Source organism: Pseudomonas sp. LJDD11 (assembly GCF_024584215.1).
Classification (GTDB): Bacteria; Pseudomonadota; Gammaproteobacteria; order Pseudomonadales; family Pseudomonadaceae; genus Aquipseudomonas.
Genome location: NZ_JANJFL010000011.1, coordinates 34,390 through 48,625, shown reverse-complemented (window position 1 = coordinate 48,625; position 14,236 = coordinate 34,390). Strand labels below are relative to the sequence as shown.

The window sequence follows — 14,236 nt, the reverse complement described above, 5'->3', positions numbered from 1 at the left end:
AGCTGACAAATCCGACCATTACCGTCGGATGTGGTCAAAATTTGTGCTATATTCCGCGCCCGCGATTTTCCTGCACTCCGAGACTGGGCACCGCCATGCAAGCAGCCAAGCCGTTATTTGACTATCCCAAGTACTGGGCCGAATGTTTCGGACCAGCGCCTTTCCTGCCGATGAGCCGGGAAGAGATGGATCAACTGGGCTGGGATTCCTGCGACATCATCATCGTTACCGGTGATGCTTATGTCGATCATCCCTCCTTCGGCATGGCGATCATTGGCCGGCTGCTGGAGTCTCAGGGCTTCCGCGTCGGGATCATTGCCCAGCCTGACTGGCAGTCCAAGGACGACTTCATGAAGCTTGGCGAGCCGAATCTGTTTTTCGGCGTTGCAGCGGGCAACATGGACTCGATGATCAACCGCTATACGGCGGACAAGAAAATCCGTTCCGATGACGCCTATACGCCCGGCGGCATGGCCGGCAAGCGTCCGGACCGCGCCAGCCTGGTGTATAGCCAGCGCTGCAAGGAAGCCTACAAGCATGTGCCGATCATCCTCGGCGGCATTGAGGCTTCGCTGCGCCGCATTGCCCACTATGACTACTGGCAGGACAAAGTGCGGCATTCGATCCTGGTCGATGCCTGCGCCGATATCCTGCTGTACGGCAACGCCGAGCGCGCCGTGGTCGAGGTGGCCCAGCGCCTGTCGTGGGGTGAGAAGATCGAAGACATCACCGATATTCGCGGCACTGTGTTCGTGCGCCGTGATACCCCCAAAGGCTGGTATGAAGTCGACTCGACCCGCATTGACCGGCCGGGCAAGGTCGACAAGATCATCAACCCCTATGTGAACACTCAGGACACCCAGGCCTGCGCCATCGAGCAGGCCAAGGGCGAGGTCGAGGACCCCAACGAAGCCAAGGTCGTGCAGATCCTCGAAAGCCCGCGCATGACCCGCGACAAGACCGTGATCCGTCTGCCGTCCTTCGAGAAAGTGCGCAACGACCCGGTGCTCTACGCCCACGCCAACCGCGTGCTGCACCTGGAAACCAACCCCGGCAACGCGCGGGCGCTGGTGCAGAAGCATGGCGACACGGATATCTGGCTGAACCCGCCACCGATTCCGATGACCACCGAAGAAATGGACTACGTGTTCGGCATGCCTTATGCGCGAGTACCGCACCCGGCGTACGGCAAGGAGAAGATTCCTGCCTACGAGATGATCCGTTTCTCGGTGAACATCATGCGTGGCTGCTTCGGTGGCTGCACCTTCTGCTCGATCACCGAGCACGAGGGGCGGATCATCCAGAACCGCTCCCACGAGTCGATCATCCGCGAAATCGAAGAGATCCGCGATAAGGTGCCAGGCTTTACCGGGGTGATTTCCGACCTCGGCGGGCCGACCGCCAACATGTACCGCATTGCCTGCAAGAGCCCGGAAATCGAATCCGCGTGCCGCAAGCCATCGTGCGTGTTCCCGGGCATCTGCCCGAACCTCAATACCGATCACTCTGCGCTGATCCAGCTGTACCGCAGTGCTCGCGCGTTGCCGGGGGTGAAGAAGATTCTGATTGCCTCGGGCCTGCGTTACGACCTGGCCGTGGAGTCGCCGGAGTATGTGAAGGAGCTGGTAACCCACCACGTCGGCGGTTACCTGAAGATTGCCCCGGAGCATACCGAGGAAGGTCCGCTCAACCAGATGATGAAGCCGGGCATCGGCAGCTACGACCGCTTCAAGCGCATGTTCGAGAAGTTCTCGAAAGAAGCGGGCAAGGAGCAGTACCTGATTCCGTACTTCATCGCGGCCCACCCCGGCACCACCGACGAAGATATGATGAATCTGGCGCTGTGGCTCAAGCGCAACGGCTTCCGCGCCGACCAGGTACAGGCGTTCTACCCGTCGCCGATGGCCTCGGCTACCGCGATGTACCACTCGGGCAAGAACCCGCTGCGCAAGGTCACCTATAAGAGTGAAGGGGTGAACATCGTCAAGAGCGATGAGCAGCGCCGTCTGCACAAGGCGTTCCTGCGCTATCACGACCCCAAAGGCTGGCCGATGCTGCGCGAGGCGCTGGAGCGCATGGGGCGTAGCGACCTGATCGGGCCGGGCAAGGATCAACTGATTCCGCTGCATCAGCCGGCCACCGACAGCTACCAGAGTGCCCGGCGCAAGAACTCCACGCCATCGGGCAGCCACAAGGTTGGCAAGGGCAGCGCGACCGGGAACGGTGGTGGCAAGATCCTGACCCAGCACACCGGCCTGCCACCGCGTGGCAGCGATGGCAGCAAGCCGTGGGACAAGCGCGAGCAGGCCAAGGCCGCCGCCGAAGCCCGCCACAAGGAAGCCGCGCGCGAGCGCGCCCAGGCCAACAAGAAGGGCGGCAAGAAGCCGGCCCGTCAGCCCGTGCTGCCGCGCTAAATGAACACGCCAACCTTCGGGTTGGCGTTTTTATTTCGGCTCCGTTCTTGTGCATCCACCCCTATTCAGAGCATGGTGTGGCGTAATCCTGGTGCTCTGCTTGACTGACTAGCCATCACCCACGCCTCGGGCGTCGTGCATGCCGACGATGGCATAAGTCTTGCGCGGCCCAGGGACTGTCCAGGCTCGCAGGAGGCTCGCCGTGTCGATTCACATCGCCTTGCACCATGTTACCCATTACCGTTACGAGCGCCCTATTGCTCTGGGCCCGCAGGTGGTTCGCCTGCGCCCGGCGGCGCACAGCCGCACGCGGATCCTCTCGTACTCCCTGAAGGTGCAACCGCAAGAGCACTTCATCAACTGGCAACAGGACCCGCAGGGCAATTACCTGGCCCGTCTGGTGTTTCCCGAGAAGACCCGCGAACTGCGTATCGAGGTCGATCTGGTCGCGGAAATGGTGGTGTTCAACCCGTTCGACTTCTTTCTTGAGCCATATGCCGAGAAGATCCCGTTCGCCTACAGCGCTGATGAGCAGCGCGAGCTGAGCTCGTTTCTGGAAAAGCTGCCGCTGACGCCGAAGTTTGCCGCCTATCTTGACGGCATCAGCCGTGAGCCGTTGGCAAGCATCGACTTTCTGGTGGCGCTCAACCAGCGCGTGCACGCTGACATCAGCTACCTGATCCGTATGGAGCCTGGTGTACAGACCCCTGAACAAACCCTGGAGAATGCCTCGGGCTCGTGCCGCGACTCGGCCTGGCTGCTGGTACAACTGCTGCGTCATTTAGGCCTGGCAGCGCGTTTCGTTTCGGGCTACCTGATCCAGCTCAAGGCTGACGTCCAGGCCCTCGACGGGCCGTCGGGCACCGAGGTCGATTTCACCGATCTGCACGCCTGGTGCGAGGTGTACCTGCCAGGCGCGGGCTGGGTCGGCCTGGATGCGACCTCGGGCTTGCTGGCGGGCGAAGGGCATATTCCACTGGCGTGCAGCCCCGAGCCTTCCTCGGCGGCACCAATCAGCGGGGTTCTGGAGCCGTGCGAAAGCGAGTTCAGCCACAGCATGTCAGTGCAGCGGATCTGGGAAGCGCCGCGGGTCACCCAGCCCTACAGCGACGAGCAATGGGCCGAAATTCTGGCCCTTGGCGAACAGATCGATCACGACCTGCAAGAAGGTGATGTGCGCCTGACCATGGGCGGCGAGCCGACCTTCGTGTCGATTGACGACCGTGATGGTCAGGAGTGGAGCACGGCAGCCCTGGGGCCGAACAAGCGGCGTCTGTCGGCTGAACTGTTCCAGCGCCTGCGTGAGCATTACGCGCCGCAGTCACTGGTGCATTTCGGGCAGGGCAAGTGGTACCCCGGCGAGCAATTGCCGCGTTGGTCGCTGAACTGCTTCTGGCGCAAGGACGGCCAGCCGGTGTGGCGCAACCCGGCGCTGATCGCTGATGAAAACCGCGACCATGGCGCCGACAGCGAGCTGGCCGGGCGGTTTCTGGCCAGTGTCGCCGAGCGCTTGGGCGTAGCCCCGCGCTTCGTGTTTGCGGCTTATGAAGACAACCTTTACTACCTCTGGCGCGAAGGGCAGTTGCCGGTCAATGTCAGCGCTGAAGACTCACGGCTGGACGATGAGCTGGAGCGCGCCCGGCTGCGCAAGGTATTCACTCAGGGGCTGGACAAGGTGGTCGGCCAAGTGTTGCCACTGGCCCGCACCGCGGACGGCAAGCATTGGCAGAGCGGGCGCTGGTATCTGCGCGGCCAGCATTGCCGTCTGGTGCCGGGTGACTCGGCGCTGGGCTACCGTTTGCCGCTGGCTTCGCAGCCCTGGGTGAGCGCGGCCGAGTACCCGTTTATCCATCCTGAAGACCCGAACCAGCCGTTTGCCGAGCTGGCTGAACTTGCCGATGAGCCTGCGCTGTCTGGCAGCCAGGAGAATGAGCATGCGCCGCTCATTGATGAGTCGGCCGACTGGCTGACCCGTACCGCGCTGTGCGCCGAGGCCCGCAACGGGCGCCTGTATCTGTTCATGCCGCCGCTGCAGAAGCTCGAAGAGTATCTGGCGTTGGTGGCGGTGATCGAGGCCACCGCCGAAGAGCTCAAATGCCCGGTGTTGCTGGAAGGCTACGAGCCGCCCGTCGACCCGCGGCTGGCGAACTTCAGGATCACCCCCGATCCAGGGGTCATCGAGGTCAATGTTCAGCCTTCGGCGAGCTGGAGCGAGCTGGTCGAGCGTACCGGCTTTCTCTACGAGCAAGCACGCCTGACGCGGCTGACCACCGAGAAGTTCATGATTGACGGCCGGCATGTCGGCACCGGGGGGGGCAATCACTTCGTGCTGGGCGGCGCGACCCCGGCTGACTCGCCATTTCTGCGCCGTCCTGACTTGCTGCGCAGCCTGATCAGCTACTGGCACAACCACCCCTCGCTGTCTTACCTGTTCTCGGGGCTGTTCATCGGCCCGACCTCCCAGGCGCCGCGCATCGACGAAGCGCGCAATGACTCGCTGTACGAGCTGGAGATCGCCTTTGCCCAGTTCCCGGCACCGGGTGAAGACGTCGCGCCGTGGCTGGTCGATCGCTTGCTGCGTAACCTGCTTATCGATGTGACGGGCAATACTCATCGGGCGGAGTTCTGCATCGACAAGCTCTATTCGCCGGACAGCAGCAGCGGTCGCCTGGGGCTGCTGGAACTGCGCGGCTTCGAGATGCCGCCGCATGCCCGCATGAGTCTGGCCCAGCAGTTGTTGCTGCGCGCGCTGGTGGCGCGTTTCTGGCGTGAACCCTACGCGCCGCAACGCTTGGCGCGTTGGGGTACAGAGCTGCATGACCGGTTCATGCTGCCGTACTTCATCGAGCAGGATTTCGCGGATGTGATCACCGAACTCAACCAGGCCGGTTACCCGCTCAAGAGCGAGTGGTTCGCCGCACACCTGGAGTTTCGCTTTCCCAAGCTGGGCGACTACGCGGTCAATGGCATCGAGCTGCAACTGCATCAGGCGCTGGAACCCTGGCATGTACTGGGGGAGGAAGGCTCAGGTTCCGGCGCTGTGCGCTATGTGGATTCGTCACTGGAGCGCGTTCAGGTGCACCTCAAGGGGCTGGCGCCGCAGCGCTACGTGCTGACCTGCAACGGTATACCGGTGCCGCTGCAACCGACCGGGCAGGCCGGGGAGTTTGTCGCCGGGGTGCGCTATCGCGCCTGGCAGCCGGCCAGTTGCCTGCAACCGACCATTGGTGTGCACGCGCCGCTGGTGTTCGATCTGGTCGATACCTGGATGCAGCGCTCGTTGGGTGGCTGCGAGTATCATGTCGCGCATCCGGGCGGCCGCAACTTCGAGACCTTGCCAGTCAATGGCAATGAAGCGCAGAGTCGACGCCTGGCGCGTTTTCAGCGAATCGGTCATACACCGGGCAAGATCAGTGTGGCGCCGCTCAACATTAGCGACGAGCTGCCGATGACGCTGGATATGCGTCGTCATCAACCCGTTCGCCGCAGTTGAGCATGAACGGCAGCCTGGCTTTACCGCCGGCTGCCTGGCGACACCGCAAATGAAACGCGTGTGAGTTAACCTGAAGTCCTCATAGTCGCCTGCCGAGACCTGCATGCCTGATCTGCTCGATCGCTACCCGTTTTCATCGGGAACCTACCACGAGATGCTCGATGAACAGCGGCAGTTGCGCAGTCACTGGCGCCGTTTGCACGAGCAACTGCAACGCAGCAGCCCGGCGCAGTTGATGCAGCGCCAGGCATTGCTGAGCCGGCAGATCCAGGAAAACGGCGTCACCTACAACGTCTATGCCGACCCCAAGGGCGCTGACCGGCCTTGGGAGCTGGACTTGCTGCCGCATGTGATCGACGCCGACGAGTGGCGCCATATCGAAGCCGGCATCGCCCAGCGCGCACGCCTGCTCAACGCGGTGCTGGCCGACCTGTACGGCCCGCAGCGCCTGATCGCCGAAGGTCTGCTGCCTGCCGAGCTGGTATTTGGCCATAACAACTTCCTCTGGCCTTGCCAGGGTGTGTTGACGCCAGACAGCACCTATCTGCACATGTATGCGGTGGATCTGGCACGCACGCCCGACGGCCGCTGGTGGGTGACCGCCGACCGTACCCAGGCACCGTCGGGGGCCGGTTATGCTCTGGAGAACCGCCAGATCGTTGGCCGGGCGTTGCCCGATAGCTACCGTGACATGAAGGTCCGGCACCTGACCGGCTTTTTCGACACGTTGCAACAGACCCTGGCCCGTCAGGCGCCGGCTGGCGATGAGGCGCCGCTGGTGGTGGTGCTGACGCCGGGGCGCTTCAACGAAAGCTATTTCGAACACCTGTACCTGGCCCGCCATCTGGGTTATCCGCTGGTCGAAGGCGGCGACCTGACCGTGCGTGATGCGCGTGTCTACCTGAAGACCCTAAGTGGGCTACGCCGGGTGCATGCCATCATGCGCCGTCTCGATGACGACTTCTGCGACCCGCTGGAACTGCGCACCGACTCTGCGCTGGGGGTGCCGGGGTTGCTGGAGGCGGTGCGTCAGGGCCAGGTACTGGTGGCCAATGCGCTGGGCAGCGGGGTGCTGGAGTCGCCCGGGTTACTGGGTTTTCTGCCGAAAATCAGTGAGCGGTTGTTGGGCGAGCCATTGATCCTGCCGTCGATTGCCACCTGGTGGTGCGGCGAGCCACCGGTGCTGGCCCAGGCCCTGGAAAAGATGCCCGAGCTGCTGTTCAAGCCGGCGTTTCCTTCGCAGCGCTTTATCCCGATTCTTGGCCGCGATCTGGATGAGGCTCAGCGTGATACGCTGGCGCAGCGCATCCAGGCCCGGCCCTATGCCTACGTGGCCCAGGAACTGGCGCAGTTATCCCAGGCGCCGGTATTGCAGGACGATGGGCAGAGCCTGCAGGCGCGGGCCATCGGCATGCGGCTTTACGCCGTGGCGGATACGATGGGCTATCGGGTGCTGCCGGGCGGGCTGACCCGGGTGGCAGCACTGGCCAATGCCGATGCGGTCTCGATGCAGCGCGGCGGGGCCAGCAAGGACACTTGGGTGCTGGGTGAGCGTACGCCGGCCAGCGAACCCTGGAAGGGGCGTCGGGTGATCGGTGTGCATGACCTGATCCGCCGCGATCCTTACCTGCCTTCGCGGGTGGTGGAAAACCTCTATTGGTTCGGTCGCTACAGTGAGCGCTGCGACGACAGCGCGCGGTTGTTGCGGATCATGCTGACCCGCTATGTCGACGGTGACGACCCCCTGGCCTTGCAAGCGGCGGTGGAGCTGGCCGAGCGTCTGGGTTTGCTGCCCGATGCCGAGGAGGGCGAGACCCTGCCGCAGCGACTGTTCAGTGCGCTGGCAGGCAAGGAGTGGGTGTTCAGCCTGCGCGCCAACCTGCAGCGCTTGCAGTGGGCGGCCTCGCAGGTGCGCGGCAAGCTGTCGAGGGAGAACTGGCAGGCGCTGGTCGAACTGCAACAAGAGGCTCAGAGTCTGGAAACCGCCGAGCCGGACTTTGGCGAGTTGCTGGACTTTCTCAACCGTCTGGTCATGTCGCTGGCGGCCTTGTCCGGCTTTGCCCTGGACGACATGACCCGTGATGAAGGCTGGAGCTTTCTGATGATCGGCCGGCGCATCGAGCGCTTGCGGTTTCTCAGCACTGCGCTGGCAGGCTACCTGCGTGGCGCAGCGGTCAAGGATCAGGCCGCGCTGGAATGGCTGCTGGAACTGGGCAACAGCAGCATCACCTACCGCTCGCGTTACATGGCGGTGCCGCAGTTGATTCCGGTCCTTGACCTGCTGCTGCTCGATGAGCAAAACCCGCATGCCGTGCTGTTCCAGCTCAAACAGGTGTCGCGCTCGCTGCGCCGGCTTAACGAAGCCTTCGACGCGCCGCGTGATCACAGCCTGGCGAACCTGGCCAGGCGCCTGGCCAGTGTCGACCTCGGCAACCTGGAAAATCCGCTGTTCGGCGACAGCGGCGTGCAGGCTGCACTCGACGCCCTGGCTGAGCTGTTGCAAAGCGTCGGCGATGCCAGCGGGCTGGTGTCCGATCGCCTGGCATTGCGCCATTTTGCCCATGTCGATGATATCAGCCAGCGCACGGTGTCCGTCTGATGAGTGCCCGTTACCAGATTTTCCACGATACCCATTACCGCTATGACAGTGCGGTGTCATTGGCGCAGCAGCTGGCGCATCTCTGGCCGCGCAGCAATCGCTGGCAGCACTGCACTGAACAGCATCTGGACATCAGCCCGATACCCACCATGCGTCGCGACGAGCTGGATGTGTTCGGTAACCCGGTCACCCGGCTGGCGTTCGAGCGCCCGCACGATGAACTACAGATCAACGCCCGCTTGCAGGTCGAGGTGCTGGCGCGTCCGGAGCTGGACTTTCGCCTGTCCAGCGAATGGGAGCTGGCCTGCGCGGCATTGAGCTACAGCGCCCGGCCGATGGATGCCGGCAGCCTGGATGCCTGCCGCTTCCGTTTCGAGTCGCCTTATGTGCATCTCAAACGGGCCTTTGCCGAATTTTCCGCCGATTGCTTCCCGCCCGGCCGGCCGGTGCTGCAGGGGGCCCAGGCGCTGATGGAAAAGATCTTTCGTGAATTCACCTTCGACGCCGAAGCCACGCAAGTGGGGACGCCGCTGCTGGAGGTGCTCGAGCGGCGTCGCGGGGTGTGTCAGGACTTTGCTCATATGATGCTCGCCTGCCTGCGCTCACGCGGCCTGGCGGCGCGTTACGTCAGCGGCTACCTGCTGACCCAGCCACCCCCTGGCCAGCCACGCCTGATCGGCGCTGACGCCTCCCACGCCTGGGTCTCGGTGTATTGCCCGGCGTCAGGCTGGGTCGATTTCGACCCGACCAACAATATCCAGCCAGCGCTGGAACACATCACTCTGGCCTGGGGCCGGGACTTCTCCGATGTGTCGCCGCTGCGTGGCGTCATCCTCGGCGGCGGCAGCCATGACCCTGAAGTGCGAGTGACCGTGATGCCGCTGGAGGAAGCGCAGATGCGCAATGCGTAGGCGAGGCCGAACGGCGCTCCGGTTGCTGGCGAAGACAGCGGCGCATTCGCAGCAGATGCTGTGACTTTACCGGCCTCTTCGCGAGCGAGCTCGTTCCCACAGAGATTGCGCCGACCTTAACTGACCGGCATTACCTCGTCCTTCACCGCGAAAGCGCAGCACCTATGGCTGGTCGAGAGAGTCGTATGGACAATGCGCGCTGGCAGCGCAGGCATAGGCGGCGAAAACACGGCTTAACAGTTCGCTTACCGACATGATGATGGCTCCATGACTTGATGCCGCAAGCTTAGTAGGCTGGCCGCCGTCTGGCTGTTTGATTGTCTGTATGGCACCGATAGTGCCCGGCGGTAGGCACGTTGACGCAGGTCATTGGAACCGGCCCGTCTATCAGGCAGTCTTGGAGCAAGACCGAGTACCCTTTCAGGAGATTTCCATGATTCGCAAACTTCTCGCCGTGTCTTTGCTGACGCTGGCCAGCGGCCAACTGCTGGCGGCCGAATGCAAGGCCACTGTCGATTCCAACGACATGATGCAGTTCACCAGCAAGTCCATTGACGTCGACAAGAGCTGCAAGACGTTCACGGTCGAACTCAAGCACGTCGGCACTCTGCCCAAGAACGTCATGGGCCATAACCTGGTGCTGAGCAAGGCGGCGGATGTGCAGGGCATCGCCACCGACGGCATGGGCGCCGGGGTCGACAAGGATTACCTCAAAGAGGGCGATGCGCGGATCATCGCCCACACCAAACTGATCGGCGGCGGCGAAACCACATCGCTGACCTTCGATGCGACCAAGCTCGATGCCGCAGAAAAATACAAGTTCTTCTGCTCGTTCCCCGGCCATGTGGCGATGATGCAGGGCGACTTGATCCTCAAGTGACCCGCCCGGCGAGCTCATCCCTGTTGCGGATGAGTTCGCTGGTTCAGCCTGTTACGGCGCGTAAGGCAGTTCGCGTTTGTGAGCGGTCTTGGCGTAGGTTTCGCTGATGATCCGGAACGCCTCTTCACTGACCTGCTGGCCATGCAGGAAGGCATCGATCTCGACATAAGTCACGCCATGCGAGGCTTCGTCCGGCTTGCCCGGTGCCAGGTCTTCCAGGTCGGCGGTCGGTACTTTTTCCACCAGATACTCCGGTGCACCGAAGCTGCGGGCAATCGCCCGTACCTGGTTTTTCACCAGGCCGCTCAAAGGCGCAAGGTCGCAAGCGCCGTCACCGAATTTGGTGAAGAAGCCCATCACCGCTTCGGCGGCGTGGTCGGTGCCGATCACCAACCCCTGGTATGCGCCAGCAATGGTGTATTGCGCCACCATACGGGTGCGTGCCTTGGTGTTGCCCACCACGAAGTCCACCGCACCGGCGTGCTGCGCATCGAAGGCCCGAACCTCGGCGACCAGCGCCTGGACGCTTGGTGCGATGTTCACGGTGTGACGCTCGTCCGGGTTGATGAAGTCCACGGCGGCGGTGGCTTCGTGTTCATCCTGTTGCACGTGGTAAGGCAGACGCACCGCAACGAAGCGGTAGCCGTTGTCGCCAGTGCTTTCACGCAGCTCGCGCACCGCGCGCTGGGCCATCAGGCCGGCGGTCAGTGAGTCGACGCCGCCGCTGATGCCCAGTACCAGGGTCTTGAGCCGCGCATTGCGCAGGCATTGCTTGATGAATTCGACCCGGCGGGTCAGGTCGGCTTGCAGCGCTGCCTCATCGGCGAACGGCGGCTGAACCTTGAGTTGTTCGGCAATCTGGCGTTGCAGGGCTTGCATGGGGCTCTCCTTGTTGAAAATCGAAAGGCTCACTCGCCGGCAATGGTCGGCACCTTGAACACGTGGCGCAGGTAGGCAACGAAGTTGGGATCCTTGCATTGGGCCTTGCCCGGCTCATCGGAAATCTTCGCCACCGGCTGGCCGGCACAGGCTGTCATCTTCAGCACCATGTTCATCGGCGCGACGCCGGGGATATCGGCGGTCAAATTGGTGCCAATGCCGAAGCTGACGTTGATGCGCCCACGCAGGGCACGGAAAATCTGCAAGGCCTTGGGCAGGCTCAGGCCGTCTGAGAACACCAGCGTCTTGCTCATCGGGTCGATGCCCAGCTTGCGGTAATGGGCTATGCATTTTTCGCCCCACTGTACCGGATCACCCGAGTCGTGACGCAAACCGTCAAACAGTTTGGCGAAGTACAGATCGAAATCGTTCAGGAAGGCATCGGTGGTGATGCAGTCGGTCAGGGCGATGCCCAGCAGGCCGCGGTACTCACGCACCCAGCAATCCAGGGCGGCGCTCTGGCTGTCGATCAGTCGCGGGCCGAGTTGTTGGTGGGCCATGATCCACTCATGAGCCATGGTGCCCAGCGGCTTGATGTCTTTTTGTTGAGCCAGGTGCACATTACTGGTGCCGACGAACTGGCCGGGAAAATCATCCTTGAGGGCCTGGACCACCGTTTCCTGCACGGCATAGGAGAAGCGTCGCCGGGTACCGAAGTCAGCGACCTTGAACTCGGCCAGTTCTTCGGCACTGGCATTGGCCTTGAGCCAGTCGAACTTGGCGTACAGATGATCGCTGGCCTGAGCGAGCAGGATGTCTGGATGCTTGTGGCGGTTGCGCACCTCGCTGACGATGGCCAGCAGTGGCACCTCGAACAGGATCACGTGCAGCCAGGGGCCGTGCAGCCGAATGCGCAATTCACCGTCTTCGATGCTGGCGTCTACATAGCGGGTGTTAAAGCGAAACAGGCCCAGAAAGCGCAGAAAGTCCGGTTTCAGAAAACTGATGCGCTCCAGAAAGCCCAGTTGCTCCTTGCCGAGCGACAGATTGCACAGCCGCTCGATCTGCCGTTCGATTTCAGGCAGGTACGGGCGCAGATCCTCGCCATTGCGGCAGCGGAACTCCCACTCCACATCCACATTGGGATAGTTATGCAACACCGCCTGCATCATGGTGAGCTTGTAGAAATCGGTGTCGATCAGGTTTTGCACGATGCTCTCGGAGAAAGCGCTCTCGCTCATCGGGATAGCTCCAGCATGACCGCTCAAAGGATGCGGTCCAGGCGAAAAACAATCCGACATCACCGGGCAGCGAATGTGGCAACTCGAGTCGCGAGTGTGTCGAGGCGATCATGATGCCAGCGAACGGCATTTGGTGGGGCGCTTTGTTCAAAGGTGTGTCAGCGATGCACTCAGCTCGGCAATGCAGAAATGACGATCAACACCGTAGGCTTTTTTACCTATTTAAATAGGATGCATCCATTTTTTCTGATTCGCTTTCAAGGCCTTGGCTGCGGCGCGTATAAAACGCGCCTGCGTCTGGTCTGATGGCTCGTTTCGGCTGTCCCGGATCTGTGCGTTGATCAATCAGGAAAAGGAAGTCCGATGAAACTGCTCACAAGTCTGATCCTCTTGCCCATGCTGATGCTGGTCGGTTGCAAAGGCCAAGAGCGCTGGATAAGCCTGAATTTTTCAGGTCCGGTCACGCACGACGGTCGTGTATTACCCCCGGCGTCCGCCCGCTCTCATGAATCACAACTGGCCAATCAGTTCGAGAAAATGGGTATTGCGCCGGGCGCGCTGAAGATCAGGCGAGACAGGGATGATCAGAGTGTTGTGCATATCAAGATGGTTCAAGGGGCTCTTGATGCTCAACAGCAAGAGGCGATAAAGAGCTATCTCATCGGCCTGATCGAGTCGCGTCGGCACGCCAACTTTCGTATGTCCCTGACGACTGACAAGACCGCTATCGAGGAGGTCGCCAGCAAGCTGTCAATGGCGGGCATGAAGAGCTTGGTGACGTTCAATACCTTGGGTTATTTTTCGGTCAACTTACTGGACCCGCAAAGCCTGAAACCTTATCGGCCTGGTGATACAGGCGAGCGGGCAGTATGCGCCGTCACTTTAAGGCTTCAGCGTCCGACGTCGGTCTCCTACTCCAGTATCGAGCGGATCGAGGGTGCAGCGTTTTCCGGTGCGCGCAAACCCAACGTGTACGGTGAAGTTCGCTCCTTGCGGCCTTCAATGCCCGAACAGCTGATGAAAGTGCCTGTTTTACTGAGTATCGAGGATGCTGACCTGCGCAGGTTGTTGAACGAGGGTCGGCTGCAGGTACATTTTCAACTCGAGCCCCCACAGCGCTCTTGGGGAGCCTGGGCTGTTCCTATGTATGGCGTAGAGAACATCAGCTTCACTCTGACATCCATTGATGTATCGGACATTGCCAATCCCGTGTTGCGTTATTCAAGAATGCATCAGCAGTGCACCCGCGAAGTGGCTACCCTGGAGCGCCCTTTTTCTTTCCAGACCGGGCGTGGTCTGGACAGTCTGAGAGATGCCGTTTTCTGGGATGAGCCGTAATGCGAAGGCCTTGCTGGGCGATTCCATAGCATTAAGGCAACTTCATGCCCGAATGGAATGACATTCGGCACAAACCTCGTTTGCCCGCCGTCGATCAAGGGTTTATCAATAGCCGCTGGATTTTGCCCGTGCGGCTGGCGGCCTGACGACACCCGTCGAAAGGTTTTGCCGCGTTACGCTAACAATCCACTAATCTCAAAATGGTGCGTCCCGTAGCGTTCGCGCACCGCCGGTGTGCAGTTCGGTGACAGCGCCGGTTACAGTTGGGTTGCTCTTCGTGTGAGGGCGGGGTTGCTGCTTTTTGTCGTTCTGGTTGCGCTTTTTTGTTGCGTGGTTGCAACCCGTTGATCCAGAGGGTTGCACCTCTTGGTTTGCTGGATTATCAGCAACCGTACGTCCCCTGGATCGTGAGTTTTTGAAAAATAAAAAAATGATGGCACGAGGCTTGCTCAAGCCTATGGCGTAGTTGCAGTGCTAATTA

Annotated in this window: 8 protein-coding genes; 6 read left to right on the top strand and 2 right to left on the bottom strand. The window is 61.5% G+C overall.

Translation table 11 applies throughout. The annotated features are described in order from the left end of the window. The first annotated feature begins 95 nt into the window (after positions 1 to 95). The 5 genes from NRB16_RS14440 (at position 96) to azu (ending at position 10,297) form a co-directional block, all read left to right on the top strand. The gene (locus NRB16_RS14440) at positions 96 to 2,414 is read left to right on the top strand and encodes a YgiQ family radical SAM protein (protein ID WP_045486853.1); all 2,319 of its coding nucleotides are present in this window, start codon (positions 96 to 98) and stop codon (positions 2,412 to 2,414) included. A gap of 202 nt (positions 2,415 to 2,616) precedes the next feature. Further along, entirely contained in the window at positions 2,617 to 5,907 is a 3,291-nt protein-coding gene (locus NRB16_RS14435) for a transglutaminase family protein (protein WP_257106384.1), read from the top strand. Positions 5,908 to 6,010: 103 nt separating this feature from the next. Next, positions 6,011 to 8,506 carry a circularly permuted type 2 ATP-grasp protein gene (locus tag NRB16_RS14430; protein WP_045486859.1) on the top strand — a complete coding sequence of 832 codons (2,496 nt, stop codon included), beginning with the start codon at positions 6,011 to 6,013 and terminating at the stop codon, positions 8,504 to 8,506. Then, complete coding sequence (locus tag NRB16_RS14425) at positions 8,506 to 9,417, top strand: transglutaminase family protein (RefSeq protein WP_257106383.1); 912 nt, start codon at positions 8,506 to 8,508, stop codon at positions 9,415 to 9,417. Before NRB16_RS14430 ends, NRB16_RS14425 begins: the two co-directional genes overlap by 1 nt. Before the next feature lie 433 nt (positions 9,418 to 9,850). Further along, on the top strand, positions 9,851 to 10,297 hold the full coding sequence (azu, locus tag NRB16_RS14420) for an azurin (RefSeq protein WP_045486865.1): 447 nt from the start codon (positions 9,851 to 9,853) through the stop codon (positions 10,295 to 10,297). 51 nt (positions 10,298 to 10,348) lie between these two features. On the opposite strand, the gene nadE is transcribed toward azu, so the two are convergent. Both nadE and pncB read right to left on the bottom strand, forming a co-directional pair. Continuing rightward, complete coding sequence (gene nadE, locus NRB16_RS14415; RefSeq protein WP_045486867.1) at positions 10,349 to 11,176, bottom strand: ammonia-dependent NAD(+) synthetase; 828 nt, start codon at positions 11,174 to 11,176, stop codon at positions 10,349 to 10,351. Between the two features lie 29 nt (positions 11,177 to 11,205). Further along, entirely contained in the window at positions 11,206 to 12,417 is a 1,212-nt protein-coding gene (pncB, locus tag NRB16_RS14410) for a nicotinate phosphoribosyltransferase (protein WP_045486870.1), read from the bottom strand. Positions 12,418 to 12,780: 363 nt separating this feature from the next. On the opposite strand from pncB, the gene NRB16_RS14405 reads away from it, so the two are divergent. Then, a complete protein-coding gene (locus NRB16_RS14405; RefSeq protein ID WP_257106382.1) occupies positions 12,781 to 13,755 on the top strand; it encodes a hypothetical protein in 975 nt (324 codons plus the stop codon). Positions 13,756 to 14,236 lie beyond the last annotated feature (481 nt).